The organism is Humidesulfovibrio sp., from assembly GCF_030689645.1.
Taxonomy (GTDB): domain Bacteria; phylum Desulfobacterota; class Desulfovibrionia; order Desulfovibrionales; family Desulfovibrionaceae; genus Humidesulfovibrio.
Window position 1 is genome coordinate 1 of the sequence record NZ_JAUYFU010000020.1, and the last position, 22,751, is coordinate 22,751.

Consider the following 22,751-nt stretch of genomic DNA (forward strand, 5'->3'; position numbering starts at 1 on the left):
GTGGCTGCCGCCACCACGTCTGGAGATGAGACCGCCTTTGTCCAAGCTGGCGGTTGCCGGGTCGGTGTGTCTTTTAGCGCTTGCGCTAATCTCCCGGTCATGTCTACCGTGGGCCGACACGAGTTGCATTTCTGCGAGAAAGGCGGGCCTGGCGCTTAACGCAGGTCCATCTTTGGAGGATTTGCGGCGAGTGCTCTTTATTCGGCTTTCTTGGCTTCCCGGCTTTCGAGTCGGGTGAGGCTGAAAACGAGGGCATGGCAGCAGGGTCGGCGAGAAAAGCGAGATCTTTCTGGCAAAGCGCGATTGGCGTCTCGCTTTTGGAGCGCGCCGGCGTATGGTTGGATGGCAAGGGTTCGTCTTGAACCAGGCCCGGACGCTGATGACGACGGCGCTGGCAGGCTTAAGGTTGCACTTGGGCCCTAGGGCTTCAGGCGCCAGAAGTGCCCGGCGTTGCCGCCCAGGGTTTCCGGCCGCAGCGCCCCTGGTCCGCATCGGCAATATGAGCGACAAGCACTACCGAGGGCAGCCCTTGCTGGCGCTCCCTCTCAATCCCCTGAAACAGGGCAAGGATATATCATGAGCGACAATAATCTCCTGGTGGGATCGTATGTGACGAACGAGAAGGCGCCTGACTGGGGCGTGGGCAAAATCGTGGAGCTGAGGGACGGAGGGAACTGGCGGGTGCTCTTTGAGTATTCCGGAGTGAAGATAATGCCTTCCGCCAGCCTTGCTTCGTTCTCTCCTCCGCATAATCATCCGTTGCTGAAGAATGTTACTCCGGCCACGGACCTTTCGGGCGCCAAGTCCTTTGCGGTCATGGAGAATGATTTTGCGGTGCAATTCAAGAACGGCGGCTTTGAAGATCCTGAGTATCTCAAGGAAGAGCGGACCTACAAGGTTGAAGCCTCCGACACCTTGCGGGCCCTGTGCTCCAAAGAGGAGCTTGATGCGCTGATCCAGGCGGGCGATTATGCCGAGGTGTGCGCCCGTGCAACGCGGCCTGTCACCAAAACGAACCTGCTTTTTGCCATTGAAGTCATCAAGCTGGCGGACGGGCTGAAGCGTGTGCCGGAAGCGCAAAAGCTGTTCGCTACGCGTTTTTATTCGTTGCTGCATGGCGCAGGGGAGATCTCGGAAAGGTTCAACGCGTACACCGAAGCGCTGGATAAGTTGGATGCCTGCAAATGGCCTGTTGCGACATATCCCCTGTTCCTGTTCAAGCCTGAGGAATATCCTTTTGTGAAGCCCCGCTATATTACCGAGGCCGCCAAGGCCTATTCCTACGATATCAAATATGAGGTGCATCCCAGCTGGAAAAGCTACTCCAGCATCATCGCCTTTGTTCATTATGTGGCTGGTGCGTTGGAGCGCCGGGGCAAGCTCAAGCCGCGCGACTTCATCGACGTCCAGGGTTTCATCTGGAGCTCCTTGCACGCCTCCCTGGCCCCCAAGAAAAAGGTGGCCTAGCGCAGGGGCCCTGCCGGGGCGGAACCGCCTTGAAACCGAGGAGTGATCCAGGCGCTGATGGACTTCCCCGCCCGCATGGGTTTCGCCATCGGAAGCTAGGGGCCGGTCCAGGTTGCAGCAAGCGGGGGCGGCTGCTCCAGCGTGCAGCAGGTCGCTGACGATTTAGAATATCTACGCAGATTCAGGCGGTCAGGGGAAACCCTGGCCGCTTTTTTTGCCCGGCGCTTTGCTCTCGCCTGTTTTGCCGCCGCCGCCTGTGCCAATGAGAAGCCGCTGGCCTTGAGCTCCCCCGCTTGCTCCTGCCAGTACTTTTCGGTAGATGTGCGTATGAGGTCAGAAGCACGTTTTGGCCCGCCATGAAGGTCTGCGCACACTCGCCGCGCCCCTGTTCTTTCAGCCTGGCCCCGTCGCTTAGGGATACTGCCGGTTTGTTTTCGCAGCCGGAGAGAGGGACGCGTAAGGCCGTCTTGCATCGTGCATCCTCTGCACCCGCCAAGGAGCTCCATATGGCCTGGAACCGATGGTACAGCATGATGAGCAACCTCCGGTCCTCGATCTGGGTTGTCCCGATCATCTCCTTGATTGCAGCGGCGACGCTGAAGCGTTTGGCGGAAAAGCTGGGCGGCTGGATGGTGGACCAGGGCTATTATGACCTGAAGGTGGCGTTCTTCGGATTGAACCGGGAAGAGGCGCACGCTTTCCTTGACCGCATATTCTCCATCAACATGGCGTGCCTGGTGTTCACCTTCGGCTCGCTTCTGGTGGCGATCCAGGTGGCGGGCGGGCAGTACACGCCGCGGATCATCGCCACCACGCTGCTCCGCGACAAGGTCATCCGCTCCATTGTCGGGCTGTTCGCCTTCACCCTGCTATGGACCAACAGGGCGATGATGCAGCTTGGGTTTGACCCCAATGTTCCGCAACTACAGGTCTTTCTGGCCGGCATGTTCGGTGTGGCCAGCCTCATCGCCTTCATCGTGCTCATCGACTATTGCGCGAAGCTGCTCCGTCCGGTGAGTCTTGTGGGCCGCGTCGGCCAGCAGGGAATCCAGGCCATACGGAACATCTATCCCAACCTGACCACCAACGTGCGCACTCCGCACGGTCATTATGGAAAGCGCGGCATGCCGCTGCCGCCCTGGCGCGCAGGCGGCGTGACCGCCGCCATGTCCCCGGCTGTGGAGCGCGGGCCGGCTGACCGCACCATCAGCCATGCCGGTCAATCCGCCATCGTGCTTGCTGTGAATCTGCAAAAGCTGGTGCATGAGGCGCAACGCGCCGACAGCATCATCGAGCTTGTCCCCCAGGTCGGCGACTTTGTGGCCGTGGACGAGCCCCTGTTCCGCGTGTACGGCAACGCAGAGTCCATCGACGCCAGCGTGTTGCGCACGCTTGTGGCTTTCGGCGCCGAGCGCACCATCGAGCAGGACCCGATGTTTCCGTTCCGCATCGCGGTGGATATCTCCCTGAAGGCGCTGTCGCCTGCGATCAATGACCCCACCACGGCTGTGCTCGCCATCGACCAGCTGCATCGTCTGCTGCGCCAGGTGGGCGAGCGCTCCCTCCACGGTCAGGAAATGCTGGACAGCGCCGGGCGACCCCGGCTGATCTTCCGCACCCCGAACTGGGAGGACTTCGTGCACATCACCTTCAGGGAGATACGCCATTGCGGCATCGGCAATCTGCAGGTGGTCCGCCGCTTGCGTGCTGTGATAGAGAATCTGCAGCAATCCCTGCCAGAACATCGGCATCCCGCGCTGCTTATTGAACTGGAGCTTCTTGATCGGGCGGCGGAGCGGCAATACGAATTCCCGGAGGATCTCGCCCTGGCCAGAATAGCTGACTCCCAAGGCCTGGGAGGTTCCTCGGGATCTTCGGAGAACTGAACAGCCGCCTGGGAGGCTGGCGCAGATGTTGTTGCTGGGCGCGCTTTCGGCGCAGCCAGACGAGAAACCCTTGTGCTGTGTTCGTCGTAGGGATATGGAGTAGCAATCCTGATAAGGTCAGTGTTGCAAGCCCAGCCGGTCCACGTGGCGCCGGAGTCGGCAAAAGGCTTCACTGCCGGGCGGTTCCCATGGCCATGCGTCGCCTTGGCTTACCCATATTCCTCCTTTCGGCAGTCGGCGTGGCGCTGTTCTCCTGGTGGCTAGCCCTGCGCGTGGACAAAGACATGCGCGAAGAGCAGTTGGCCACCGCCAAGCTCGTCTCCCAGCTTATCTCCCGCGACCACCTCGCCGCGCTGAATCTGAGTCCCGCAGCCCCTGCCCCCAGAGAGCCCGGTCTACTCCACCTTCAGCTCGATACCATCCGCCGCACCCTGCCCGGCTGCAGCCGAGTGCTGCTGCTGGGGCAGTGGGCCACGGGCGCGCCCGCCTTGCTGGCTCAGTCCGTGGGGGGAGAGCCCCTTTCGTCCCGCAGCGTCGCGCCTCTGGCCGAGAAAGACAACGAGGCCCTGGCTCTGGCCTTTTCCAGCGGGCAGGCCAGCGTCATCGGCCCATTGGACGAGGATGGCCGACAACGGGTGGGGGTGTACATGCCCCTGGCCGGAGCTGGCTCCATGTCCCTGGCCCTTGGGTTGCACCTGGACGCGGAAAACTGGTCCATGGAGCGCGCCGGGCGCATGGCCCTGCCCTTGGGCATGCTGGTGCTGGGATTGGGTCTGGTGCTTTGGCTGCTCGGCGCTTCCGAGGGGGGGGTGCCCAGGGCGCGGCCTGTCATGTGGCTGCTGCTGCCCCCGGTGCTGCTCATGGTTGTGGTGCTGGTGGTGGGCTTTGGCGCCCTGTTGCGCTATCGCGAGCATGAACGCATGCGCGAATCCATACAGCAGAACGTGCACGACCTCTCCCAGGCCTTCCAGAGAACCATGCTTCTGCAGGGGGCGCACCTGCGGGCGATTCTGGGCGGCATCGTGTACGCCGAGGCCAAGACGCTGCCGCCGCTTCTGAAGGCGCAGGACGCGGAAGCCCTGTGGGCCATGCATGAGCAGCTCTACAGCAATCTGCTCCATGAGCACGGCTTCACGCATATGTATTTCATCAGCTTGGACGGAACCTGCATTTTGCGCATGCACGCGAAGGCGATCCGCGGCGACCGCATTGACCGCAAGGTCTTTCAGACGGCTCAAAGCACCGGGCAGGCCGTTGCTGGCATCGAGCTTGGGCGAATGGGCTCCTACACCCTGCGCGCCGTGCAGCCCGTGTATTGGCGCGGAGCCTGCGTGGGCTACATGGAGATCGGCAAGGAGATAGAGGACTTGGTCCATGCCATGCGCGGCGAGCAGACCACGGAGCTGGCCGTGCTGGTGCGCAAGGACCACCTTGAGCAGGGACGTTGGGAAGAGAGCATGCGCCGCTCCAACCGCAACAGCGACTGGAACACCATGGAGCGCGAGGTGCTGTCCTACAGCACCATGGGCTTTTTGCCGCCCGAGGTCACTGCAGCCCTCAAGGGCGTCGGAAATTCTGAAGTCTCGATGCTTGAAGTCAAAACCATGGGCCGCGACTGGATCCTGTCCTCTTTCCCCCTTCCCGATGTGGTGGGCCGGGGCGACGCCCGGATGCTGGTCATGCAGGACATCAGCGCGGTCAAGGCTGAATTCCGGCGTCTGACGGTGCTGGCCGGAGCAGGCCTGGGCGGCCTGCTGGTCCTGCTGTTCGCCCTCGTCTTCGTGCTATTGCGCCGCACGGACCAGGGCATACTCCTGCGGGAAATCGCCCTGCGCCAAAGCGAGGACCGCGCCCGCAAGCTATCCCGCGCCGTGGAGCAGAGCCCGGTGACGGTGGTCATCACCGATCTTGCGGGCACCATCGAATATGTGAACCCCAAGTTCACGCAGACCACGGGCTACACGCCGGAGGAGGCCCTGGGCCAGAACCCGCGCATCCTGAAGTCTGGAGACATGCCCTCCGAGGACTACCGCGAGATGTGGACGGCCATAAGCTCCGGGCGCGAGTGGCGCGGCGAGTTCAAGAATCGTCGAAAGGACGGTGCGGTTTACTGGGAATTCACCTCGGTTTCGGCCATACGCAACCAGGCCGGGGACATCACCCACTACCTGGCCGTGAAGGAGGACATCACCGAACGCAAGGAGGTGGAGCAGGCCCTGCGGGAGAGCGAGGCGCGTTTCCGCAGACTCTTCAGCTCCTCCACCGTGCCCATGGCCTATCTGGGCGGCGATGGCGGCATCCAGGACCTGAACGACCGCTTCTTCCTGGTTTTCGGCTACTCCAGGGATGAACTGTCCACCATTGAGGACTGGTCGCTCCTGGCTCAGCCTGACCCGGCATACCGCAAGCAGGCCATAGCCCAGTGGCGCAGGGCCGTCGCCAAGGCTATGGAGACAGGAGCCGACATCGAGGCCCAGGAGTACCGCGTCACCTGCAAGGACGGAAAGGAGCGCATCGTCGTGGTTTCCGGGATTCTGCTGGACGGCGGAATGCTGTTGAGCTTCTACGACATCACAGAGCGCAAAAAGGCCGAGGACGAGGCTCGCGAGCTGGCCGAGCGTCTGCACAAGATCGCCAGCCGCGTGCCCGGCATGGTGTTTCAGTATCTGCGCCGGCCTGACGGCACCGCCTGCTTCCCCTATGTCAGCGAGGGCATCCGCGAGATCTACCGCGTGGAGCCTGAGGACGTGCGGCAGAGCAGCGCCATGGCGGTCCGGGCTGTCGACCCCGACGACCTGCCCCTGCTTGAGGCGTCCATCCTTGAGAGCGCACAAAGCCTTAATCCCTGGCAATTGGAATACCGCGTGCGCTTTCCGGACGGGGGGGTGCGTTGGCTGGCCGGCAACGCCGTGCCCCAGCGCGAGCCGGACGGGGGCACCCTCTGGCACGGCTTTCTTTCCGACATAACCGAGCGCCGCGCGGGTCAGGAGGCCTTGCGCCAGAGCGAGCAGACACTGCGCGATCTTTACGAGCACGCGCCCGTGGGCATCTTCCGCTCCACCCCGGAAGGCCGCTACCTTGAGGTGAACCGCTACTACGCCAGTATCTTCGGGTACGACAGCCCGGCGGAGATGGTGGGCAGCGTCACTTCCATCGCCACGCAGATCTACCGAAATCCGGCGGACCGGCAACGGCTCATGGAGGCTCTGGACCAAAAGGGCGAAGTGCTGAACTACGAGGTGGAGCGAAGGACGCGCAACGGCGAGGTGCGCTGGGTCTCCTTAAGCATCCGCGCCGTGCGCGGCGCCGGCGGCGAAGTGACGCACATGGACGGATTCTGCTCGGACATCACCGAACAGAAGCTGGCCCAGCAGGCTTTGGTCGAGAGCGAGAGCCGCTTCCGCATGCTGTTCGAGAATTCGCCCGTGGCCTACCAGTCTCTCGACGAGAACGGCTGTTATGTGGATGTCAACGAGCAGTATACGTTTCTCCTGGGTTACTCCCGTGAGGAGCTTTTGGGCCGCCGCTTCAGGGATTTTCTGGCCCCGGAGTCCTCGGAGCGTTTTGACCGCAGCTTTTCCGAGTTCTTGTTCACCGGGCAGAGTGCCGGCGAATCGCGCCTGAGGCACAAGGATGGCCGGACCATTGTCGTCATGTTGGAAGCGCGTGTGCAGCGCGACACCTCGGGCCGGTTCCTGCGCACCCACTGCGTGCTTTATAATATAACCGAGCGTACGGAGATGGAGGCCGCCCTGCGCGAGGCCACCGAGCGCCACCAGCGCATCGCCGATACCGCGCCCCTGGTGCTGTATGACTTTGTGCAGGATGAGAACGGAGAGAGCTGGTACCAGTACCTGAGCCCTCGCTTCAGCGAGATCTTCGAGGTGGAGCCTTCGGCTGTGCTGGACAGCCGCCTGGGCATCGAGCCCTGGGTGGAGCCGGGGGACCTCCCGCGCTTTCAGGATGCGGCCCGCGTGTCTTTGGCCACGGGCGGCGTCTTCAACGTCGAGGTGCGCATCGTCCCGCCGTCCCGCAGGATGAAGTGGGTGCATCTCATGTCCCTGCCGCGCAAGCTGGAAGGCACGCCCTTGACTGTGTGGAGCGGGTTCATGCTCGACATCACCCTGCGCAAGAACATGGAGGAGCGCGTGCTTGAGGCCAGCAGGCAGCTTGAACTCACCACCGCCCATGCAGAGGCCCTGGCCGCCCAGGCCGAGGCGGCAAGCCGCGCCAAGGGCGAGTTTTTGGCCAACATGAGCCACGAGATCAGGACGCCCATGAACGCGGTCATCGGCATGACGCACCTGGCGCTGACCACCGATCTTTCGCCAAAGCAGCGAGACTATTTGAACAAGATCGATCGCGCGGCGCGCTCGCTGCTGGGCATCCTGAACGACATTCTGGACTTCTCCAAGGTGGAGGCGGGCATGCTTACGGTGGAGGCCGTAGATTTCGACCTTGACCTTGTGATGGACGACCTCGCCGGGCTGTTGGCCGTGAAGGCCCACGAAAAGGGCCTGGAGCTTTTGCTCGATGTGGCTGGCGACGTCCCTCGCAGGCTCACGGGCGACCCCCTGCGCCTGGGCCAGGTGCTGGTGAATCTCGCGGGCAACGCCGTGAAGTTCACCCAAGCGGGCGAGGTGCGCATCGCCGTGACCTCGCTGCCCTCGCCAGCGCCGGAGCAGGCCCGGCTGGCCTTCGCCGTGCGCGATACGGGCATAGGCATGACGCCGGAGCAGCAGGCCAATCTCTTTCAGGCCTTCACCCAGGCCGACGCGTCAACCACGCGGCGTTTTGGCGGCACCGGTCTCGGGCTGTCCATCTCGCGCAGGCTGGTGGAGCTCATGGGCGGCGACATCACAGTGACCAGCCAGCCGGGCCAGGGCAGCGAGTTCCGCTTTGAACTCACCCTGCCCCTGGCGGCGGAGCAGGGCCGCGTGGCCGCGCCGCAATCATTGGCGGGCAGGCGCGTGCTGGTGGTGGACGACAGCCGCTCGGCTCGTGAGATAATGGCCGCTGGGCTGCGCCGCCTGGGCCTGCAGACGGAATTGGCCTCAGGCGGGAAGGAGGCTTTGGCTCTGCTTGCCGAAGCGGCCAAGGCCCCTGGCGGCAAGCCGTTTGAGCTGGTTCTGCTGGACTGGCGCATGCCGGGCATGGACGGAGTGGAAACGGCGCGGCGCATGCGCGAGGATGCCGGGATTTCTCCACAGCCCGCCGTGGTCATGCTGACGGCCCATGACCGCGAGGCTTTGGCCCGCCTGCCGGAGAGCGGCCTGGCCAGCGCGCTGCTCATGAAGCCTGTGGGGCAGTCGCTTCTGCTCAACACCCTGGTGGAGGTCTTCGGCGGCAAGGCTGTGACCCCTTCTCTGGCGGCGTTGCCCCTGGACCCCGGCGCTTGGTCGGCTTTGAAGGGTTTGCGCGTGCTCTTGGTGGAGGACAACGAGATCAACCAGCAGGTGGGGCAGGGGATTTTGGAGCGCGTGGGCGTGGCGGTGACCTTGGCGAGCGATGGCGAGACGGCGTTGGCGCTCCTGGCTGTGCAGCCCTTCGACGTTGTGCTCATGGATATTCAAATGCCTGGCATGGACGGCTTCGAAGCCACCCGGCGCATGCGAGAGAACGAGGCGCTGCGCGCCTTGCCGGTCATCGCCATGACGGCCCACGCCCTGGCCTCGGACCGGGAGCGCACCCACGCCGCAGGCATGTGCGACCATGTGACCAAGCCCATCGATCCCCTGACGCTGTATAGGGCCCTTGCCAGGCACGTGCGGAGCATTGAACCGGGCGGCGAGGAGTCTTCGCCTGTTCTTGGGGAGGCGGCTGCGGAGGCCCCAGCGGCAGATTTTTTGGCGGCCCGTCTTGTTGAGAGGCTGCCGGACGTGGATGTTGGCGACGCCCTGGACCGTCTGGGCGGGGACGCGGAGCTGTATCGCGATCTTCTGAGGCACTTCTCCGTCCAGTATGCCGACTGTCCGGCGCAGCTGCGCCAGGCGGTCCAGGCCGGGGACCTTGTGGGAGCCCGGTTCCTTACCCACAGCCTGCGCGGCGTGGCCGCCAATCTTGGCGCGCGGGCAGTAATTCCCGCTGCAACAGCGCTGGAGCGCGCCCTGGCCGAGGGCGCGGACGAGGCTTCGCTTCTGGATCTGTGCGCTGGCGTGGGGCAGGCCTTGTCCGCCCTTTTGTCCGCCCTGCAAACGCTGGATGCCGGAACCGCGACTCCGCCGGATGCGGTTTTGCCGACGGCAGAGCCTTCGGCCCCGGCAGAACGCCGCGCAGCCCTGGAGTCCCTGATTCTGGCCCTGCGGTCCCGCAGGCCCAGGGCCTGTGCGGTCGCGTTGCGCGCCTTGCGCGCCCTGAGCTGGGCGCGATCTGATGCCGCAGCGGTGGAGGCCATCGCCGCCTTTGCCGGGCATTTTCAGTATGCCGAGGCGCTGGCAGGGGCCGAGGCGATGCTGAATTCCCTGAAGGAGGGCGTCTGACGTGAGGTCCTTGCCGGAATGCGTGATTCTTGTGGTGGACGACGCCGAGATTAACCTGAGCATACTGACTGAAGCCTTTGCCGACGAGTACGAGGTGGCCGTGGCCACCAATGGCCGCACCGCCCTTGAGGCCGTGGCCGACTCTCCGCCGGATCTCATTCTGCTGGACGTGATGATGCCGGGCATGGATGGCTATGAAGTGTTGCGCAGGCTCAAGGAATACCCGGCCTGGGCGGATATTCCGGTGGTCTTTCTTACAGCCCTTTCCGATGTGGGGAGCAAGGCGCGCGGGTTTCGCCTGGGCGCGGTGGACTACGTGTCCCAGCCCATTGAGCTGGAGGAGGTGCGCGCCCGCGTTGCCACCCACCTTTCTCTGCTGCTGGCCCGGCGCGAACTGGCGCATCAGAACGAATTGCTAGAGGAGAAGGTGCGCGAGCGCACCCAGGAGCTCATCCTCACCCAGCAGGCGGCCATGGAGGGCCGGGGCAGCCAGTTCGATCCTGACCTGACCGATTTGTTTTTGACCATGCACGAGGAGTTTCGCTCGGTGGCCTTGGCCTTTATGGAGAACGAGGACGAGCGCCCCGGGCTTTTGGCCGCTTGCGGCGAGGCCGCTGTCTAGCCGGACAGGCGGGCCAGTTCGGCCACAAGGTTCTTGATGTCGTGCGGGCCCAGGGGCTTGGGCAGGAAGGCCAGCGGGCCGAGGGCCAGGGCCCGCTCCTGCGTCGCCGCGTCGGTGTAGGCGGAGGTGAAGGCCACAGGCGGCCCCTGGCGGTCTTGTATGGCCTGGGCCGTGGCGATGCCGTCCAGCTCCCCTTCCAGGTGGATGTCCAGCAGCACCAGGTCCGGCCTTTGGCTGTCCAGGGCGGCCAGGGCCTCCTCGCCCGAGGGCACACAGCTGACGACGCGATGCCCAAGCCCCCGCAGCATGCTTGCCAGGGCCAGGGCGATGATGCGCTCGTCCTCCACAATCAGCACGGCGAGACTGTTCAGGATCTCTCCTCCGCCTGCGCGTTCGGAGGCTGCGAAGCCGTCAGGCATGCATCTCCCAAGGGCATCTCCAGCCGGAACAGGGCCCCTGCGGGGGTGCTGTGCGCGCTTATCTGACCGGCAAGCTGCTCTGAGAGGCTGGACACCAGGGTCATGCCCAAGGTCGGGGTTTCAGTGATGTCAAACCCTTCGGGCAGGCCCGGGCCGTTGTCCTCCACCTCAAGGACCAGCAGCACCCCTTCGCACAGCAGCGAAACGCGCAGGCGGCCCTCGGCTTGTGCGGAGTTGCCGAGCCGGAAGGCATGCTTCACGGCGTTCATCACCAACTCGTTCAGGATGAGTCCGCAGGGAATTGACCGCGTCACAGGCAGGAGTATTTTGTCCACCTGGCAGTTGAGCTGCACCGGGATGTCCGCGCTGGTAAGCACCCGCTCCACAAGCCGGGGCACATACTGGCGCATGTCCACGGAGGAGAGGTCCTGGGCGCCGTAGAGCTCCTCATGCACCAGGGCCATGGCCTGGATGCGCTTCTGGCTTTCGGTGAACAGCTCCTTGTCCTGGGGCAGGCTCACGTACTCCATTTGCAGGAACAGCAGGCTGGAGATGATCTGCAGGTTGTTTTTGACCCGGTGGTGGATCTCCTTCAGCAGGATTTCCTTTTCCGCCAGGGAGCGCTTGACCACGTCCATGGCCTCTTTGCGAAGAGTGATGTCCATGCCGTAAAGATTCACATAGCCCTCGGGGGGGACGAGCCGGGTCACGAAAGCAAAGGTGCGGCCATCGTGCGCGACTTCGAACTCCACCATGGCCTTTGAGGAAAGGGCCGCCAGAATGTTGGCCCCGTAGGGCTCCGGTAAGGGCAAGCCGTGAACGCACTGCTGCTCCGTAAGAACGTTTCGGCTGGCCTTGTTTGCGAAGCGCAACAGGCCGTCTGGCCCCACGCGCAGCACGGGGTTCGGGTTCTCCTCCGGGAAACGCGCCTGGCTCCTGGCCTCCTGGTCGGAAGCAAGGGCCTGGGTGTAGGTGCTGGCGAGATCCTGCTGCATGTGGTTTACGGCCATGCACAGGATGTCCAACTCGTCGCCCGCCCATTTTTTGTCCAGGCGGAGCTCCCGCATGTTGCTTTCCTTGGGGCTGATGCGCGTGGACTGGAAGTGCCGGGCCAGGGCGGTCAGGTGCTGGGAAATCATGTTGCGTGTGAGCAGGAAGATGGCCAGGGAAACCAGCGCCACCATGCCGGTGTCGAACCCCAGAGAGATCAGGGCGGCGCGCAAGGCTTGGCTGCGGGCCAGGCCCAGGTCGATCTGGATCCGCAGGGAGCCAAGGCGCACCGGGCGTCCATCGTGCTGCCGCACCAGGGCTGCCTCGTGCACCAGCACATCTTTGGTTTTGCTCTGGCCCCGCTCCACCACAACCTTGTCTTCGTCGACCACGGCGGCGTAATTGATCCCTGGGATATTGATCATGCCCTCAAGCTGCAGGGCGAGCTGCTCGGTGTTGACCTCCCAGAGGCTGTTGGCGAGGGACTTGAGCTCTGCGCTCTTGATGGTGCTCAGGTGCTGGTCTGCTTCAGCCAGCTTCTGGCGATATTCCCAGGCTGCGCGGAGCCCGGCGATGATAAGGATAAGGGCAACGGAGAGCAGCAGCAAGCGCCGCAGCAGGCGCATCGTCAGGGGCGAGGTGACGGTGAAGCTTGGGACGCTCACTGTCGGGCCCCGTCCATCACGGCCTTGGTGATGCGCTGCTGGGTGCCGTCCCGGCGCATGCTGCGCAGGGCTTCCGCCAGCTTTGGAACCAGGGCGGCGTGGCGCTTGTTCAGATAAAGATACATGGGCTCGGTGGCCAAGGGCGGGCTCAGGGCGCGCATGCCCTGGTAGCCGTGAGTGCGGATGATCTCGCGCCCGGTGTAAAGACCGCCCACGATGGCCTCGACGCGGCCCTTGTCGAGCAGCGCGAAGGTGGCCTCCTCATCGCGGACGCGTTGCAGGTGTTGCCCGTTCCTAAGGTTCATCTCCACAATCTTCCAGCCGTTGACGACGCCCACGTGCCGGCCTTGCAGGTCGGCCCAGGTGGTGGCGTTGAAATCCGGCGAGCGGGTGAACACCGTGAAGATGAGCTCGCTTACAGGCTCAGGCACCATGATCAGATTTGGATATTGGGCAAGAGGGAGTCCTGCGATGCGGGTGTAGTTGCCATCGTCGATGCCGGCGTTGGCGTTTTGCAGGCAGCGCTCGGACGGCAGGATGATCAGCTTTACTTCCACGCCGATGCGCCGGAAGGCCTCGGCCACGATGCGGTCCTCGAAGCCTGTGCCGTTTGGCCCGGAATGGGGCGGGGCGCCGTCGGTGTTCAAAACCAGCGGGCGGGCCTGGGCCGCATGCGCAGGGAATGCCGCCAGCAGCAGGCAGACGAGAGTGCCAAGCACTCGCTTGCAATAAGTATCTTTACTGACCATGTGCCACATTAGCCCTTTCGTGCAGCAGAGGGCAAGCGTTGTGTTTGAAAAGAGGGCGCTCGTCTAAATGCCTCGTGTCATTCGTTTGCGCCCGTACATCGTCGCCAAATATCCTTGGCGAGCGTCATCGCATGGGAAGTTCGCGGGCCGCATCTAGGCTTTGGGGGCAGGCGCTGCGCAGATGTCCTGAAAATGTTTCTGCCTGGGGAGGTTCCATAACTCCTGCCGCTCCAGGCACCGCATGAACTGCTCCACGCTGTTGCCTTGCCCGAAATGGAAGCAGGGCGCGCAGCTTTCCATGCTCCAGCACTGCCGGATGGATTCCAGCATGGCTTTGCGGTTCTCCGGCACGTTGTGGATTGACTCGTGCAGGAACCGGCCCTTTTGCCGCGACCCCACATTGATGGTGCGCACGCCATAGATGGGGGCCTCGCGGATGCCTGCGCTGGAGTTGCCGATGATGAAACGCGCGTTGCGCATCAGTTGCAGGAAGAACTCAAAGCGCATGGACGGGAAAAGCCGAAAACGCGAGTTGCCCTTCAGGGCCTCGTAGGCCTTGTGGATATGCTCGCTGCCTGCGTCGTTGTTCGGCGAGATGACGACAAAGTCCAGCAAGGAGTCCTGCAGGGCCAGGGCGAAGGCCTGCGCGCGCTCCACCTGTGTCGCCGGCTCGGTGGTCACCGGATGGTAGAGGGCAACGGCGTACTGCGGGAACCGGATGTCATAGCGTTCGCGCACGGCGTCCAGGTCCGGCAGGTCTGGCGAGAGCATGATGTCGATGTCCGGCGAGCCGATGACGAAGACCGCGTCAGGGTGTTCGCCCATCTGGAGCAGGCGTCCGCGCGCCTCTTCATTGGCCACGAAGTGCAAATGGGCCAGCTTGGTCACGCTGTGGCGGATCATCTCGTCGATGGTGCCGCTTCGCTCGCCGCCCTCCACATGGGCCACCAGGATGTTGCGGAAGGCGCCCACGATGGCCCCGGCCAGGGTCTCCAGGCGGTCGCCGTGCACCACGATCATGTCGGGCGGATCTTCGGCCACATATTTGCCCAGCGCCTCCACCGTGTTCGCCAGCACCAGGTCCATGGCCTCGCCGCCCACCTGGTTCATGGCGGTGAAGACATTGGAGAAGCCTTCGCGCTCCACCTGGCGGTAGGTGTAGCCATAGCGCGCCAGCAGGTGCATCCCGGTGACGAAGATGTGGCACTCCATGTCTGCGCTGGTCTCCACCGCACGCATCAGCGGCTTCAGCTTGCCGAAATCCGCCCGAGTCCCGGTGATGAAGAGTATGCGCCGTTTAGCGGTCATGGACCATGTCCCAGTCGATCTGCGTGTTCACGTCGATGTCCTGGCTGGCCGTCTTGCCCAGCAGGCTTTCGAAGTGTTCGGCCAGGATCTTTCCGGTGCCGGGGCGCTTGACCCACAAATTCGCCTTGCTGAAGGCCTCGCCCTTCTTGATCGCGCCGATGGTGACGCAGGAGGCGTAAGCGAAGTCGATGGTCACCTGCTCCTCGGGCAGCACGCCTTTTGTGCCGCCCAGGGCCTTGTGGATGATGGCCGAGCCTTGGATGAGCTCCTTCATCTCCTGCGGGTCCATGGACAAAGACACGTCCGGTCCGGGCCAGGCTTTGTCGGATGTGAAGTGCCGCTCCAGCATGGTGGCGCCCAGGGCCGCCGCGCCAAGGCAGGGGTAGATGGTCAGCGTGTGGTCGGAAAGGCCCACCACGGCGTCGGGGAAGGCCTCCATGAGCTGCACCATGGCCCCCAGGCGGACCTTCTCCGGCGGGGTGGGGTACATGCTGGTGGTGTGCATGAGGCCGAAGGGCACGCCGCGCCTGCGCAGGATGTCCACGCTCTTGGCCACGCTCTCCATGCTGTTCATGCCTGTGGAGAGAATCACCGGTTTGCCGAAGCTGGCGATGTGGTCCACCAGCGGGTAGTTGTTGCATTCGCCGGAGCCGATCTTGTAGCCGGGCACCCCCATGGCTTCCAGGCGGTCTGCCGCGGCGCGGGAAAAGGGCGTGGACAGGTAGATCATGCCCAGGCTCTGCACCAGGTCCATGAGCTTGCGCTCGTCGGCCTCGGAGAGCTGGCAGCGGTCCATGATCTCGTAGATGGACACGTCGGCGTTGCCGGGGATGACCGCCTTGGCCTGGGGGCTCATCTCGTCCTCCACCACGTGGCACTGGAACTTCACGCACTCGCAGCCGACTGCATGGGCATCGCGCACCATGCGTTCAGCCTTGGCGTAGTCGCCCTCATGGTTGATGCCGATTTCGGCGATGACGAGGGGGGCGTGGTCCGGTCCGATCTTGCGTCCGGCCAGGGTGATTTCGGGCATTGCTGGCTCCTTTTCATGACTCGCGTCAGCGTGGGCGGACGATAGAGAAAAGGGCGCGAAGAATCAAGGCGGGCGGCGGCGCGGGGAAGCCGGTGTGGAGGGGGTGCGCGCCGACTCGATGGCTCGCGGCGTGGATGCTACTCCAGCGGATTGCGCCGGGTGATGAGCCGCACCGCGCGCTCGGACAGGAAGTAGTCCACGGCCCAGTTGGCCAGCACGAAGAGCCGATTGCGGAAGCCGATGAGATACGCCAGGTGGATGGCCAGCCAGAGCAGCCAGGCCGGAAGGCCCTTGAGCTTGAGCGGACCAAGGCGCGCCACCGCCGCCCTTTTGCCGATGGTGGCCATCATGCCCTTGTCCAGATAGCGGAAAGGCCGGACTTCCTGCTTGCGCAGGAGTCGCAGGATGTTATGCGCGGCGTGGCGGCCTTCCTGAATGGCGGGCGGCGCGAACATGGGCAGGGGCCGCCCCTGGTGGTCGGCGCGGCAGATGTCTCCGGCCAGGAAGATTTGGTCGTGCTCCGGGCTTTGCAGGCTTGGCCGGGCCAGAAGCTGGCCGTTGGGGGCCTGGGGCATTCCCAGGCGCGCGGCCAGGGGCTCGCCTTTGACCCCGGCGGTCCAGACGGTGGTGGCGGCGTGCAGGGACGCCCCGTCCTTGAGCTCCACGCCCTGCGGGCCCACGCTGCTTACCTGGGCGTTTACGCGCACGTCCACGCCAAGGGCCGTGAGCTTTTTTCGGGCATAGGCGCGCAGGCTGTCCGGGAAGCCGGGGAGCAGGTCGTCGCCCGCCTCCAGCAGGGTCACGCAGGGCCGGTCCAGGCCCAGGCGCGGGAAGTCGCGCTTCAGCGCTCCAGCCATGAGTTCAGCCATGGCTCCTGCCAGCTCCACGCCGGTGGGCCCGCCGCCAACCACGATGAAGCACAAGCGGTTCAGGCGCTCCGCAGGGTTCGCGGTCCAGGCTGCGGCCTCGAAGCTGCGCAGAATGTGGTTGCGCAGGCGCACGGCCTCCTCCAGGTTTTTGAGCGAATAGGCGTGAGCGTCGGCCCCGGGCACGCCGAAGGTGTTGGTGACGCTGCCGGGCGCCAGGAGCAGGTAGTCGTAGGGCAGACGCAGGATGTTGCCGTCTTGGCCTTCTGCCGTGAGCACGCGCTGCGCCAGGTCCACGGCCTGCACCTCGGCCATGAGGAAGTCCAGGTTGGCGGCGCGGCGGCCCAGGGCGCGGATGATCCCGCGCACCGGGGCGGCGATGTGCTCCGACTCCACGGCTGCCGTGGCCACCTGGTAGAGCAGGGGCATGAAGGTATGGGCGTTGTTGCGGTCGATGATGAGCACTTCGCAGGGGCCGCCAGCCAGCTCGCGCGCGGCGAAGATTCCGGCGAACCCGGCTCCGACGATGATGACGCGTGGCTTGGTATGCTGCATCTGTCCTCCCCAAGGGTGCGGACTCTGCGCGGCCGTGTTTCGCGTGCCGGGGCCAGCCCCCGGTGAAAAGCTGCTCCGCCCTATGGTTCCAGCATGGCCAGCAGCCGGGGCAGCACCGCCTCGGGCGTAAGCCCGGTGAGGCACTTGAGGTCGTGGGGGCAGCCTGTTTCGCCGCAGGGCTGGCAGGGCAGGCCCAGGGCCACGTCCTCATGCCCAGGGCCGGGGAAGGTCCAGGCGTCGCTGCTGGAGCCGCGCACCGTGAGGGTCTTGGTGCCCACGGCCACGGCGAAGTGCCGGGGCGAGGAGCAGTTGCCCAGGTGCAGCGCGGCCAGGGATAGGATGGCGGCCATCTCGCGCAGGGTGGTCAGGCGCGGGGGCACCATGAGCTGCCCGGGCGGCAGGCCGGCGGCCAGGGCGGCTTCGCGCACCTGCTCAACCATTTCGAACTCGCCGGGGCCGTAGAGCAACAGGAAGCGCAGGTCCGGGCGCTGCTTGGTAGCCAGGCCCAGGAGCTTGGCGTAGTGCCCGGCGGGCCACAGCCGCCAGATGCGCCGGTGGGTCGCGTCCACGGTGACGAGGCGCTGGCCGGGCTTAAGGCCCCAGGCGGCCAGCTCTGCGCGGGCGTGGTCCCTTTCGGCGTCGGTCAGGTGGATGCGCGGGGGATCGTTCTCCCAGGGGAGATTGAAGGCGTGCATGAGCACCCCGGCCTTGCACTTGGCGGCGTATGGGCCGGAGACCTTGGCCCAGTGGGTGTACACGAGTTGGTTGTACCAGGGCGGCGGGTAGGAGAGCTTCACCGGCGCATCGGAGAACAGCAGCACCCAGCGGATGCGCGGCAGCTGCTGGAAGTCGATGACCAGATCGTAGCGGCCCATGCCGCCGCCGGTGCCCACCTTGCGGTAGTAGCGCAGGGACTCCAGTACGCCCATCTTGCGGTCCATGGCCCAGACGTGGTTGACTTCCGGGTTGTTCTCCAGCGCGGGCGCGCATTTCTTCTCGGTGAACACGTCGATTGCGGCGTCCGGCCAGCGCTTTTTGAGCATGTGGATGCTCGGCGTCAGCAGCAGCACGTCGCCTATCTGGCGCAGCTGGCAGCAGAGGATGCGCCTCGGGTTCAGGCGCTCCAGGCCGTCGATGCGGCAGGAGGTCGGATTGGCCATCTACAAAATCTCCGGGCTGGGAATGGGGGTGACGAAGCGTCCTCCCCATTGGCGGATATAGTCCAGCTGCGACATTAATTCATCCTTGATGTTCCAGGGCAGGATGAGCACGAAGTCCGGCTTCTGCTCGCGGATGGCCTCCGGGGCAAGCACGGGGATGCGGCTGCCGGGCAGGAACAGCCCTTGTTTGTGCGGGCTGGCGTCGCACACGAAGGCCACCTGGCCGGGTTTGACCCCGCAGAAGTTCAGGAGCGTGTTGCCCTTGGCCGCCGCGCCATAGGCCGCGACCTTCTTGCGAGCCAGGGTCTGCTCGGCCAAAAATCCCAGCAGTTCTGCCTTGATGCGCTCCACGCGCTCCTGGAAGCCCTGGTAGTAGGCCGGGCTCTGCATGCCCGCCGCCTGCTCCATGCGCAGCAGAGCGTTCAGGCGCTCGGTGCCCTGCGCCAGGGGATCGGCCTCGCGCCGGGCGTGGATGCGCAAACTGCCGCCGTGGGTGGCAAGCTCCTCCACATCGAACACGTTGAGCCCGTGGGCGGCGAAGACGCGGCGCACGGTGGTGAGGGAAAGATATGAGAAGTGCTCGTGGTACACGGTGTCGAACTGGGCAGACTCCACCAGCCGGTACAGGTGCGGAAACTCCATGTTGATGAGTCCGCCGGGCTTGAGCGCCAGGGCGAGCCCGCCAACGAAGTCGTTCAGGTCTGGGACGTGGGCCAGCACGTTGTTGCCGATGATGAGATCGGCCTGTCTGCCCTCGCTGGCGAGCCGGGTGGCCAGGCCCACGCCGAAAAACTCCTCCAGGGTGTCCACGCCCTTTTCCCGGGCCGCACGCGCCGTGCTGGCCGTGGGCTCGACGCCCAGGGCCGGAATTCCGGCCTTGCGCACGTACTGCAGCAGGTAGCCGTCGTTTGAGGCGATCTCCATGACCAGGGAGTCCTTGCCGAGGCCGAGCCTGGGCAGGGCGGATTCCACGTAGGCTCGGGCGTGATCGAGCCAAGTGCGCGAGAAGGACGAAAAGTAGACGTATTCGCTGGAGAATATTTCCGTACTGCTTTTGACCTCGTCCACCTGCACCAGGAAGCAGTCCGGGCAGACGAAGAGCTTCAGCGGATAGTAGGCCTCAGGCCCGTTCAGCTCCTCAGGCTTGAGGAAGGAGTTGGACGGCGGAGCGGCGCCCAGGTCCAAAAAGACCTGGGAAAGTGTCGTATGGCAGAAGCGGCAGTTCATCATGTCTCCAGTGGGGCGAAGTCTGGGCCCAGAAGCGGGTGGGCGCGGTCGCGGGCCGAAGGCTCGGCTGCGGGCAGGGGCCAGGCGATGCCTAGCTCCGGGTCGTCAAAGCGTATGCCCCCCTCGTGCTCCGGGCTGTAGAATTCCGTGTGCAGGTACAAAAGCTCGCAGTCGGCCTCCAGGGTCTGGAACCCGTGGGCAAAGCCCTGCGGCAGGTAAAAGGCCAGGCGGTTCTCTGGCGAAAGCTCTACGGCATGCCATTTGAGGAACGTTGGCGAACCCTTGCGCAGATCCACGGCCACATCCAGCACGCGGCCCTTGAGGCAGCGGATGAGCTTGGCCTCGGCCTTGGGCGGGCGCTGAAAATGCATGCCGCGCACCGTGCCTTTGGCTGCAGTGAAGGAGTGGTTGACCTGGGCGATTGGCCCGGGCAGGCGCAGGGGCGCAAGCTCACGTGCGCAGAACAGGCGCGCAAAGCAGCCGCGGGCGTCGCCCACGGGCGTGGTCTCCACCACCATGAGCCCGGCCAGGGGCGTTGCGTGCAGGGTCAGGCTGGCCATGGTCGGCGGCTACTCGTCAAAGAATTCGTCGATGCGGGTGTTGCACAGCTCGCGCAGGTCCGGCGTCTTGGAGGACGGTCCATCGGCCCAGGCGCGGTACCAGCCGCAGGTCCATACTAGGGCCGCGTCCAGGTCCAGCCTTGGCCGCCAACCCAGCAGAGCGTGGGCCTTGGCGCAGTCCAGGGTCAACAGGCCAGCCTCGTGGGGCCCGGTGTCCTTGTCGCGCGTCAGGTCCAGGCTGGCCTCCGGCCCCCAGAGCTCGGCGAAGCGCGCGGCCACGGCCCCAACGGTGCGTACGTCGCGGCTCGATGGCCCGAAATTCCACGGCCCGGCGAACTGATGCCCGGACTCCACCATGCGCCGCGCCAGCAGCAGATAGGCGCTCACCGGCTCCAGCGCATGCTGCCAGGGGCGGACAGCCTGCGGGCGGCGGATGCGCACGGCCTCTCCCTTGGCAAAGGCCCGGGCCATGTCCGGCACGAGCCTGTCCGTGGCGAAATCGCCCCCGCCGATGACGTTGCCCGCGCGGGCGGTGGAGACGATGGTCCCGTGCTCACGCAGGGTCTCCGGTCCGAAAAATGAGCGCGCATAGGATTGTGCGGCGATCTCCGCGCAGCCCTTGCTGGCCGAGTACGGGTCGTGCCCGCCCAGGCGGTCGGTCTCGCGGTAGCCATGGACCCATTCGCGGTTTTCGTAGCACTTGTCGCTGGTGACAACCACGATGGCACGGCGCTGGCCCTTTTGCGGCGGATTCCGGCGGCAGGCCTCCAACAGGTTTACCGTGCCCATGACGTTGGCCGCAAAGGTGCCTGCCGGGTCGGCGTAGGACGGGCGCACCAGCGACTGGGCGGCCATGTGGATGACCACCTCGGGGTCGAACTCGGCCACGGCCTGAGTCAGGCGCGGCAGGTCCAGAACATCGGCGTGGATGGAGGCAAGACCCGCCAGGGGTTCGGCATCCATGCGCGTGAGGCTGAAGAGGCTGGGCGTGCTTGGCGGGTCCAGGGAATAACCCAGCACCTTGGCCCCGGCGCGCGCAAGCAGCAGGCACATCCACGCGCCTTTGAAGCCCGTGTGCCCGGTGACGAGCACCCTCCGGCCCTGGTAAAATCCGTCCATGACGCGCAGCATGGGATCTCCTTTTATTTGGCCTTGCGAGCTTACCAGACTTTCCAGCCGGCCCGGCCCTCGTTCCACAGCTTGTTCAAATATTCCGTGTCGCGCAGGGTGTCCATGCAGGCCCAGAAGCCGTGGTGGCGGTAGACCATGAGCTGGCCTTCATTGGCCAGGGCCTCCAACGGGCCGTACTCCAGGTCGCAGGAGTCGTCGTCGGTGACGCGTTCGAAGATGGCGCGGTTCATGACCATGTAGCCGCCGTTGATGAAGGCGTCCTTGCCCTGGCCGGGACCGGTGGGCTTCTCGTGGAAGCACGTCACCCGGTCGCCGTCGAGCTTCAACTCCCCGAAGCGAGAGGCCGGGTTCACGCCGGAGAGCGTGCAGATTTTGCCGTGGGACTTGTGGAAGGCGATGAGCTTATCCAGGTCCACGTTGGCCACGCCGTCGCCGTAGGTCAAAAGGAAGGTGTCGCCCTTGACGTACTTTTCCACCCTCTTGAGGCGCGCGCCCTTGAGGGCTTTCTCTCCTGTGCTGGCCAGGGTGATCTTCCAGCCGCACTCTTCGTGGCAGGAGTGCAGCTGGGCCTGGGCCGGCTTGCCAAGCTCTATGGTGACGTCGTTGTTCATGGCCTCGTAGTTGAGGAAATAGTCCTTGATGCTCTCGCCTTTGTAGCCCAGGGCCAGCACGAAGTCCGTGTGCCCTTGGGAGGCGAAGATCTTCATGATGTGCCACAAGATGGGCCGTGAACCGATGCCCACCATGGGCTTGGGCCGGAACTCCGTTTCTTCGCGCAGGCGGGTGCCGAGACCGCCGCAGAGCAGGACGACTTCCATATGCAGGTCCTTTCGCGTTCGAGATTAAGGTTTGAAGATCAGGCCCTGGCCCGTAGGCATGGAGAGCACCTGCACGCCGCGCTGGGCCGCAAACTCGTCAAAGGCGCGCTTCTGCGGCTCGTGCAGCTCAAAGCCGTAGTCATCGAGCACCATTACAGCGCCGCTGACCAGCTTGTCCCAGAAGTGCTCTGCCGCCGCAATTTCCGGGGCCACGCAGTTCATGTCTATGGACAGATAGCTGACTTTCTCCGCTGTGACCTGCCCAAGGGTGCCGGGGATGACGCCCTTCACCACGCGCACGCCGGGGTAGTTCTTGAAGGTCTCCTTCACCGCGCCATGGCATTCGGTGTAGTAGTCCCTGTGCGCGGTGCGCCCCTGGCCGCGCTCTTCCTCGTTGATCAGGTCCTCGTCCAGGCCGTGGTAGGTGTCGAGCAGCCAGAACAGTTTGTCGAGCTTTTCGAAGCCTACATAATGGCAGATGGCGCGGCTCATGCCGCCCCGGTTCACGCCGCACTCCACGAAGTCGCCCTCGAGGCCCACGGCCTTCTGCGCGGCCCAGCAGGCGACGTAGGTCCGCCAGGCAGGTTCGCCGCCGGGCCAGGATCCTGTGGCCTTGCCCAGGCGGTAGCTTTCGGCGAAGAGCGGGTCATGCATGAAGTCGGTGTTGTGCCGTGTCACCAGCCCGTCTTGCGAGAAGGTCGGGTCCGGAAAATGGATGAATTTGTTGGGCGCGCCGATGCAGCGGATGATCTTGGACAAGGGCGTGGGCAGAGCGTCCAGGGCGGCGCGGCGCAGTTTGCGAAGCATTATATATCT

At 64.6% G+C, this 22,751-nt stretch carries 16 protein-coding genes; 4 read left to right on the plus strand and 12 right to left on the minus strand.

The window, feature by feature from the left end; all coding sequences use genetic code 11:
• Window positions 1–576: 576 nt before the first annotated feature.
• From Q8O35_RS02530 to Q8O35_RS02545, 4 genes are all read left to right on the plus strand, one after another.
• Entirely contained in the window at window positions 577–1,467 is an 891-nt protein-coding gene (locus Q8O35_RS02530) for a hypothetical protein (protein ID WP_305570250.1), read from the plus strand.
• Between the two features lie 506 nt (window positions 1,468–1,973).
• A complete protein-coding gene (locus Q8O35_RS02535; RefSeq protein ID WP_305570252.1) occupies window positions 1,974–3,353 on the plus strand; it encodes a DUF2254 domain-containing protein in 1,380 nt (459 codons plus the stop codon).
• A 188-nt stretch (window positions 3,354–3,541) separates the two neighbouring features.
• Window positions 3,542–9,832, plus strand: coding sequence for a PAS domain S-box protein (locus Q8O35_RS02540; protein ID WP_305570254.1), 6,291 nt, complete (start codon window positions 3,542–3,544; stop codon window positions 9,830–9,832).
• A 1-nt stretch (window position 9,833) separates the two neighbouring features.
• Window positions 9,834–10,454, plus strand: coding sequence for a two-component system response regulator (locus Q8O35_RS02545; protein ID WP_305570256.1), 621 nt, complete (start codon window positions 9,834–9,836; stop codon window positions 10,452–10,454).
• On the opposite strand, the gene Q8O35_RS02550 is transcribed toward Q8O35_RS02545, so the two are convergent.
• The 12 genes from Q8O35_RS02550 to Q8O35_RS02605 form a co-directional block, all read right to left on the minus strand.
• Window positions 10,451–10,873, minus strand: a complete 423-nt coding sequence (locus Q8O35_RS02550) for a response regulator (RefSeq protein ID WP_305570259.1) — start codon at window positions 10,871–10,873, stop codon at window positions 10,451–10,453. The genes Q8O35_RS02545 and Q8O35_RS02550 overlap by 4 nt on opposite strands.
• Complete coding sequence (locus tag Q8O35_RS02555; RefSeq protein ID WP_305570261.1) at window positions 10,822–12,528, minus strand: histidine kinase dimerization/phosphoacceptor domain -containing protein; 1,707 nt, start codon at window positions 12,526–12,528, stop codon at window positions 10,822–10,824. Before Q8O35_RS02555 ends, Q8O35_RS02550 begins: the two co-directional genes overlap by 52 nt.
• Window positions 12,525–13,277, minus strand: a complete 753-nt coding sequence (locus Q8O35_RS02560) for an ABC transporter substrate-binding protein (RefSeq protein ID WP_305570263.1) — start codon at window positions 13,275–13,277, stop codon at window positions 12,525–12,527. Before Q8O35_RS02560 ends, Q8O35_RS02555 begins: the two co-directional genes overlap by 4 nt.
• Before the next feature lie 153 nt (window positions 13,278–13,430).
• The gene (gene neuC / locus Q8O35_RS02565) at window positions 13,431–14,585 is read right to left on the minus strand and encodes a UDP-N-acetylglucosamine 2-epimerase (RefSeq protein WP_305570265.1); all 1,155 of its coding nucleotides are present in this window, start codon (window positions 14,583–14,585) and stop codon (window positions 13,431–13,433) included.
• Window positions 14,575–15,618, minus strand: a complete 1,044-nt coding sequence (locus Q8O35_RS02570) for an N-acetylneuraminate synthase family protein (RefSeq protein ID WP_305570268.1) — start codon at window positions 15,616–15,618, stop codon at window positions 14,575–14,577. Before Q8O35_RS02570 ends, neuC begins: the two co-directional genes overlap by 11 nt.
• 137 nt (window positions 15,619–15,755) lie before the next feature.
• Window positions 15,756–17,039 carry an NAD(P)/FAD-dependent oxidoreductase gene (locus Q8O35_RS02575; protein WP_305570270.1) on the minus strand — a complete coding sequence of 428 codons (1,284 nt, stop codon included), beginning with the start codon at window positions 17,037–17,039 and terminating at the stop codon, window positions 15,756–15,758.
• Between the two features lie 80 nt (window positions 17,040–17,119).
• Entirely contained in the window at window positions 17,120–18,199 is a 1,080-nt protein-coding gene (locus Q8O35_RS02580; protein WP_305570272.1) for a glycosyltransferase family 9 protein, read from the minus strand.
• Complete coding sequence (locus Q8O35_RS02585) at window positions 18,200–19,426, minus strand: class I SAM-dependent methyltransferase (RefSeq protein WP_305570274.1); 1,227 nt, start codon at window positions 19,424–19,426, stop codon at window positions 18,200–18,202.
• Complete coding sequence (gene rfbC, locus Q8O35_RS02590) at window positions 19,426–19,986, minus strand: dTDP-4-dehydrorhamnose 3,5-epimerase (protein ID WP_305570276.1); 561 nt, start codon at window positions 19,984–19,986, stop codon at window positions 19,426–19,428. The genes Q8O35_RS02585 and rfbC overlap by 1 nt, the downstream gene beginning before the upstream one ends.
• Before the next feature lie 9 nt (window positions 19,987–19,995).
• Complete coding sequence (gene rfbG / locus Q8O35_RS02595) at window positions 19,996–21,117, minus strand: CDP-glucose 4,6-dehydratase (RefSeq protein WP_305570278.1); 1,122 nt, start codon at window positions 21,115–21,117, stop codon at window positions 19,996–19,998.
• 29 nt (window positions 21,118–21,146) lie between these two features.
• The gene (gene rfbF / locus Q8O35_RS02600) at window positions 21,147–21,935 is read right to left on the minus strand and encodes a glucose-1-phosphate cytidylyltransferase (RefSeq protein WP_305570281.1); all 789 of its coding nucleotides are present in this window, start codon (window positions 21,933–21,935) and stop codon (window positions 21,147–21,149) included.
• Between the two features lie 24 nt (window positions 21,936–21,959).
• The gene (locus tag Q8O35_RS02605; protein ID WP_305570283.1) at window positions 21,960–22,742 is read right to left on the minus strand and encodes a TylF/MycF/NovP-related O-methyltransferase; all 783 of its coding nucleotides are present in this window, start codon (window positions 22,740–22,742) and stop codon (window positions 21,960–21,962) included.
• Window positions 22,743–22,751: the final 9 nt, after the last annotated feature.

Bases quoted from the DNA above. Each gene is read 5' to 3' on its own strand.
- Q8O35_RS02530 (WP_305570250.1), top strand. From the start codon at position 577: ATGAGCGACAATAATCTCCTGGTGGGATCGTATGTGACGAACGAGAAG.
- Q8O35_RS02535 (WP_305570252.1), top strand. From the start codon at position 1,974: ATGGCCTGGAACCGATGGTACAGCATGATGAGCAACCTCCGGTCCTCG.
- Q8O35_RS02540 (WP_305570254.1), top strand. From the start codon at position 3,542: ATGGCCATGCGTCGCCTTGGCTTACCCATATTCCTCCTTTCGGCAGTC.
- Q8O35_RS02550 (WP_305570259.1), bottom strand. From the start codon at position 10,873: ATGCCTGACGGCTTCGCAGCCTCCGAACGCGCAGGCGGAGGAGAGATC.
- Q8O35_RS02560 (WP_305570263.1), bottom strand. From the start codon at position 13,277: ATGGTCAGTAAAGATACTTATTGCAAGCGAGTGCTTGGCACTCTCGTC.
- neuC (WP_305570265.1), bottom strand. From the start codon at position 14,585: ATGACCGCTAAACGGCGCATACTCTTCATCACCGGGACTCGGGCGGAT.
- Q8O35_RS02570 (WP_305570268.1), bottom strand. From the start codon at position 15,618: ATGCCCGAAATCACCCTGGCCGGACGCAAGATCGGACCGGACCACGCC.
- Q8O35_RS02575 (WP_305570270.1), bottom strand. From the start codon at position 17,039: ATGCAGCATACCAAGCCACGCGTCATCATCGTCGGAGCCGGGTTCGCC.
- Q8O35_RS02580 (WP_305570272.1), bottom strand. From the start codon at position 18,199: ATGGCCAATCCGACCTCCTGCCGCATCGACGGCCTGGAGCGCCTGAAC.
- Q8O35_RS02585 (WP_305570274.1), bottom strand. From the start codon at position 19,426: ATGAACTGCCGCTTCTGCCATACGACACTTTCCCAGGTCTTTTTGGAC.
- rfbC (WP_305570276.1), bottom strand. From the start codon at position 19,986: ATGGCCAGCCTGACCCTGCACGCAACGCCCCTGGCCGGGCTCATGGTG.
- rfbG (WP_305570278.1), bottom strand. From the start codon at position 21,117: ATGCTGCGCGTCATGGACGGATTTTACCAGGGCCGGAGGGTGCTCGTC.
- rfbF (WP_305570281.1), bottom strand. From the start codon at position 21,935: ATGGAAGTCGTCCTGCTCTGCGGCGGTCTCGGCACCCGCCTGCGCGAA.
- Q8O35_RS02605 (WP_305570283.1), bottom strand. From the start codon at position 22,742: ATGCTTCGCAAACTGCGCCGCGCCGCCCTGGACGCTCTGCCCACGCCC.